Raw genomic sequence first — 5761 nt, 5'->3', positions numbered from 1 at the left:
GCTGTACCTGGCCAACTCGATGAACTCGCTGCGCATCGAGGGGCAGAAGGTGGTGGCGATCGAGCTGTGCCAGGACATGGAGTGGGAGCCGCCGGACTGGGTGGTGATCCCCGGCGGCAACCTGGGCAACGCGAGCGCGCTGGGCAAGGGCTTCCAGATGATGAAGGCGATGGGGCTGATCTCCCGGCTGCCGCGAATCGCCGTCGCGCAGGCGCAGCGGGCCAATCCGCTGTTCCGAGCCTTCCGCGGGGGCTTCCAGGAGCTGGTGCCCATGAAGGCCGAGCGCACGCTGGCCTCGGCGATCCAGATCGGCAACCCCGTGTCGTTCCGGCGGGCGGTGCGGACGCTGCAGGCGTTCGACGGGGTGGTGGAGGAGGCGACGGAGTCCGAGCTGGCGAATGCGGCGGCGCGGGCCGATCGCGAGGGCACCTTCACCTGTCCGCACACGGGCGTGGCGCTGGCGGCGGTGGAGAAGTTGGTTGCCCAACGGGTGATTGCCCCAGGGTCGCGGGTGGCGGTGGTGTCGACGGCGCACGGGCTGAAGTTCGCGGACTTCAAGGTGGGGTACCACCGGGGCACGCTGGCGGACGTGGAGAGCCGGCGGGCCAATCCACCGCTGGAGCTGCCGGCGGAGCTGGGGGCGGTGCGGGAGGCCCTGGCGTCGCTGGGGTGAGGGTGGGGCGGGGAGGCGCTGGTGGCTCGACGGCGGGCCGTGGCTGCGCTATGTCCCCGGCCCCGTGAACGCCGAAACCCCCGATGAGTTGCGCTCTCAGCACGAGCGTCTTCAGGCGAGCCTGGCCACGCGCCAGAGCATCCTGCACTTCGCCCATACGGGCGTGTCCCTGCTCGTTGCGCTGATCCTCGCGGGCGCGGCGGCCAAGCTGTTCTGGGAGTCCGCGAAGGTGCCCTACCTGGGCTTTGCAGTCGCGGCGGTGGCGCTAGGGCTGGCGAGCTACAGCCTGGTGCGCTACCTCAAGGGGCGCCGGGAGCTGGCCGGAGAGCTGAAGCGGTACGGCGATCTGCTGGAGCTGCGGCGCCGGCTGCAGTTGGACAACCCTTCGAAGCTGCTGCCGCGGTGAGCGCGCCCCGTCGGAAGGCCGGGCGCGGGCGGTTCTTCGTCCTGGAGGGGCTGGACGGGGCGGGGACGACCACGCAGGCCGAGCGCCTGGCCGCGGCGCTGCGGGCGGAGGGCCACTCGGTGCTGACGACTCGGGAGCCCTCGGACGGGCCGATCGGGACGCTGATCCGCCAGGCGCTCACGGGGCGGCTGGTGATGCCGGGAGGCGCGGGGCCGCTGGCGCAGGAGACGCTGGCGTTGCTGTACGCGGCGGATCGGACGGACCACTTGAAGGCCCGGGTGTTGCCGGCGCTGGAGGCGGGGCAGATCGTCATCAGCGATCGGTACGTGCTGTCCTCGCTGGCGTACCAGGGGGCGAGCCTGTCCATGGCGTGGGTGGAGGCGGCGAACGCGTACGCGGTGCCACCGGATCTGACGCTGTTCGTGCATGTGTCGCCGTCGGTAGCGGCGCAGCGGCGGGCGGCGCGGGGTGGGGCGAAGGAGCTCTTCGAGGAAGACGCGCTCCAGCGGAAGATTGCCCGCCAGTACGAGGAGGCTATTCGCCGACGCGAGCCGCAGGAGACGATCATCCGGATCGACGGTGAGCAGAGCGTGGAGGCGGTTACGGAAGCGGCGCTGGCGGAGATCCGCGCGGTGCTCGTACGCAAGCGCGCACGTTGAGGAAGGACTGCGAGCATCGGCTCGCTGACGGGACGTGCCGACTCATATGCGAGTGAGGCGGGAGGTATTACTGGCAGGAGCGGTTGCGCTCCTGCTGCCGCTGCCTCTCATGCTCTTGCTGAGCGCTCTCTTCCCCGGTGGTTTCTCGTCAGGAGAAGATCGGGACAGGCGCTTCAGTCCCATGCTCTCGCTGGAAGCGCGCCGCAAACTGCTGACCTTCGACCACACGTGCGAGGGGAGCAGCGACTGCTAAGACCCCTTGGGGTGCCTTCAGGATCTCAGGCGCTTCAACCTGAGCGTCTGCGTCGGCAGCGAGTGCGAGATCGACCTGCAGTGCCCTGATGGGCAGGTATGCCAGGCAGTCAAGACTCAAGATGATGGCCCTCTGGTTCGCCTATGCGTTGCCACGGGAACGAGACAGGAAGGGCAGGGGTGTGTACGCCTTCCTAGGAAGCAGGAACAAGCGTGTGCGCCGGGCCTGCTCTGCAACATGGGTTACTGCGGTCGGTCATGCAAACCCGGCGAGCCCATGGAGTGCCCCCCTGGGTTCGTTTGCAGAGAGGGGTCCGAGAGCGCTTCCTGCCTGCCTGTGAAGAAGGGCAGTGTCGGCAGGGGCAAGAGTGCATCCACTTGGAAGGTGCTTTGGCGGCGTGCGTACGGGTTGTGGGGGCGAACTGTCAGCGGGCGCCGTGCCCGCAGGGCCAGGAGTGCCGGATCGGCTACACCCCAGGTGAAGGCGACAGAGTCACGATGGAGTGCTTGGTGCCGTGCGACGACCAGAAGAGGCCATGCCAGGCAGGCTCCGTCTGTTTCTTCGGATACTGCGGCCGGGTATGCGACCCAAAGGTCGCGGGGGCTGTGGCCCCGATGAGATCTGCAATCTGCACAAGGACCCCAGCACCCGCGAAAAGTTCTGGTTCTGCAGCACCCTACATGGACACCTTCTCGTGGCGAGTTCTAAACGGGCACGAAGCCTCGAAACGCGACAGGTATCCGGAGGTTGGCATGCGACAGGTTCGCGGGTGGATGACGGTGGTGGTTCTTTGCTGTGCAGCAGGAACCGCGGACGGGGAGGAGCCACCGGATGCGCGGCAGCAGGAGGCGCAGACGGCCTTCGACGAGGCGAACACGTTCTGGGACGCGGGCAAGCACGCTGCTGCCATTGCGAGGGGCGAGCATGCACTGGCGCTGCGGGAGGCAGTGCTCGGGGGCACACATCCAGACGTCGCCAGGAGTCTGGACATGCTCGGTCTTCATCACCTGCTTCAGGGGAACGCTGCCCGGGCCGAACCGCTCCTTCAGCGCGCGCTGGCCATTCGGGAAGCCGCCCTCGGCAAGAACCACCCGGATGTCGCTCAAACGCTCAACAACCTCGCCAACCTCTACTCGGCCCAGGGAGTGTACGCTCGTGCTGAGTCGATCCACGAGCGCGCGCTGGCCATTCGGGAAGCGGCCTTCGACAAGAATCATCCGGATGTCGCCGACTCGCTCCACAACCTCGCCAACCTCTACCTGGCCCAGAGGTTACACGCTCGTGCCGAGCCGCTCTATGTGCGCGCGCTGGCCATTCGGGAAGCAGCTCTCGGCAAAAACCATCCGGATGTCACTCAAACGCTCATCAAACTCGCCCACCTCTACTTCGACCAGGGGGTGTACAGCCGAGCCGAGTCGCTCTACGGGCGTGCGATTGCCCTTCAGGAAGCGGCCCTCGGCGAGAACCATCCCCTCGTCGCCGAGCCGCTCTACAACCTCTCCAAACTCTACCAGGCCCAGGGGTTGTACACTCGTGCAGGGCCGCTCTTCGAGCGCGCTCTGGCCATTCTGAAAGCGGTCCTCGACAAGGACCCTCCCGACGTCGCCGACGCGCTCCACAACCTCGCCGGCCTCTACATGGAGCAAGGGTTGTACGGCCGAGCCGAGCCGCTCTACGAGCGCGCGCTGGCCGTTCAGGAAGCGGCCCTCGGCAAGAGCCATCTCCTCGTAGCCCAATCGCTCAACAGCCTCGCCGGCCTCTACATGGAGCAAGGGTTGTACGGCCGAGCCGAGCCGCTCTACGAGCGCGCGCTGGCCGTTCGGGAAGCGGCCCACGGCAAGAACCATCTCGACGTCGCCACCTCGCTCAGCCACCTCGCCAACCTCTACGTGGCCCAGGGGTTGTACGCTCGTGCCAGGCCACTCCACGAGCGCACGCTGGCCCTTTTTGAAGCGGCCTACGGCGAGAACCATTCCTACGTCGCCTATTCGCTCATCAACCTCGCCGACGTCTACTCGGCCCAGGGGGTGTACGCTCGTGCTGAGCCGCTCTACGAGCGCGCGATGGCCATTGATGCAGCGGCCTTCGGCAAGAACCATCCCTTCGTCGCCTATTCGCTCAACAACCTCGTCAAACTCTACGTGGCCCAGGGGTCGTATCGCCGCGCCGAGCCGCTCCAGCAGCGCGCGCTGTCTATTTTTGAAGCGGCCTTCGGCAAGAACCATCCCGATGTCGGCGACTCGCTCAACAACCTCGCCGACGTCTACCTGGCCCAGGGGTTGTACGCTCGTGCAGGGCCGCTCTACGAGCGCGCGCTCGCCATTCGGGAAGCGACTCACGGCAAGAATCATCCCAGCGTCGCTGGAACGCTCAACAACCTCGCCGTGGTCCATCTGGCCCAGCATCGCCTCGCCGAGGCCCTGCCGTTGTTCACGCGCGCCTTCGTCATGTCCGAGCAGCGCCTGCGCCAGGAGGCGCTCGGCTTCTCCGAGGCGCGCCTGGCCAGCTTCCTCCAATTTCTGCGCACCGACGAGGAACGACTCTATGCGCTGCTGCGCGCCCATCCAGACAACGCCAACGTGAGACGCCTGGCCCTCGCCGCCGCACTCCTCCTCAAAGGCCGCTCCGTTGAGGAGAGCTCCCACATCTCCCGTACCGTCTACCGGAGCCTGGGCGCGCAGGATCGCGACACCTTCGAGCGGTTGGTTGGGCTGCGCACCCAGCTGGCCAAGCTGTCATTCCAAGAAGGCCCCGGCTCGCTTCCACTGACAGCCAACCAACAGCGCCTCGAAGAGCTCTCCGAGCAGAGTTCTGCCCTCGAAGCCGATCTGGCCGGGCGCTCGGCACCCCTGCGAGCGCTGGCCGCGCTGCCGTCTCCCTCGGAGATTGTCGACCGGGTCGCCGCGGCCTTGCCCAAGGACGGTGCCCTCGTCGAGTTCATCACCTACGTGGACCGCCCGCTTGTGCCCAAGCCCGACCCGCCGCCATCGAAGCTCCCGAACCAGTTGCGCTATCTGGCACTCGTGCTCTTCCCCGATGGACACACCCGCGCCCTTGACCTTGGCCCCTCCGCGCCCATCGACTTGGCCGCCTCGCGCCTCCGCGACGCCCTCGCCCGCCGCGACGCAGCCTATCAGGGCGCCGCTCAGGCGCTCTTCTCACGCGCCTTCAAGCCCCTGCTGCCGCTGCTCGGCAACGTGCGACGGATCTTTCTCGCGCCCGACGGCCAGCTCGGCCTGGTCCCCTTCGCCGCACTCCACGATGGACGCAGACACCTCGTCGATGCGTACGACTTCACCTATCTCACCTCCGGCAAGGATCTCCTGCCTCGCCCCGAGGACATCCCACCGGGGCGCTCGGTCATCGTCCTCGCCGATCCGGACTTCGACGGCTCCCCTGCCGCTCCACCCTCCTCCCCGAGTGGGACGTCAGGGCAGACCGAGCGCTCGTACGCCCTCGAGCGCTTCTTCTCGACACTGCGCGCCGACCTGACTGCGCAGCCCTGGGTCCCGCTGCCCGGCACCCGTCAGGAGGCCGAGGCACTCCAGCGTCTCATCCCTCAAGCCCAGCTCTTTCTCGGCTCGAGCGCCACTAAGGAGCGGCTGCTCCGGCTGGAAGCGCCCGGCATCCTGCACATCGCCACCCACGGCTTCTTCCTCGAGGACGCCGACGCGCCCGCGGGCTCTCGAGCCGTCGGACACTTCGGTGCGCTCGCCGACGCGGATCCCTCCCATCGCTCGCCAGATCCGCTGCTGCGCTCGGGACTGGTG

The 5761-nt window shown here is 67.6% G+C and carries 4 protein-coding genes; all 4 read left to right on the top strand.

The window, feature by feature from the left end:
- Positions 1 to 673: pyridoxal-phosphate dependent enzyme (locus VD972_RS45335; RefSeq protein ID WP_324996385.1), on the top strand; the 673-nt coding region annotated here is incomplete at its 5' end.
- 64 nt (positions 674 to 737) lie between these two features.
- The gene (locus tag VD972_RS45330) at positions 738 to 1079 is read left to right on the top strand and encodes a hypothetical protein (RefSeq protein ID WP_324996382.1); all 342 of its coding nucleotides are present in this window, start codon (positions 738 to 740) and stop codon (positions 1077 to 1079) included.
- The gene (gene tmk / locus VD972_RS45325) at positions 1076 to 1738 is read left to right on the top strand and encodes a dTMP kinase (protein WP_324996380.1); all 663 of its coding nucleotides are present in this window, start codon (positions 1076 to 1078) and stop codon (positions 1736 to 1738) included. Before VD972_RS45330 ends, tmk begins: the two co-directional genes overlap by 4 nt.
- 933 nt (positions 1739 to 2671) lie before the next feature.
- Positions 2672 to 5761: tetratricopeptide repeat protein (locus VD972_RS45320; RefSeq protein WP_324996378.1), on the top strand; the 3090-nt coding region annotated here is incomplete at its 3' end.

It is taken from the genome of Hyalangium sp., from assembly GCF_035629615.1.
Classification (GTDB): Bacteria; Myxococcota; Myxococcia; order Myxococcales; family Myxococcaceae; genus Hyalangium.
The sequence above is the reverse complement of the archived record's forward strand: the minus strand, read 5'-3'. Positions and strand labels throughout refer to the sequence as shown.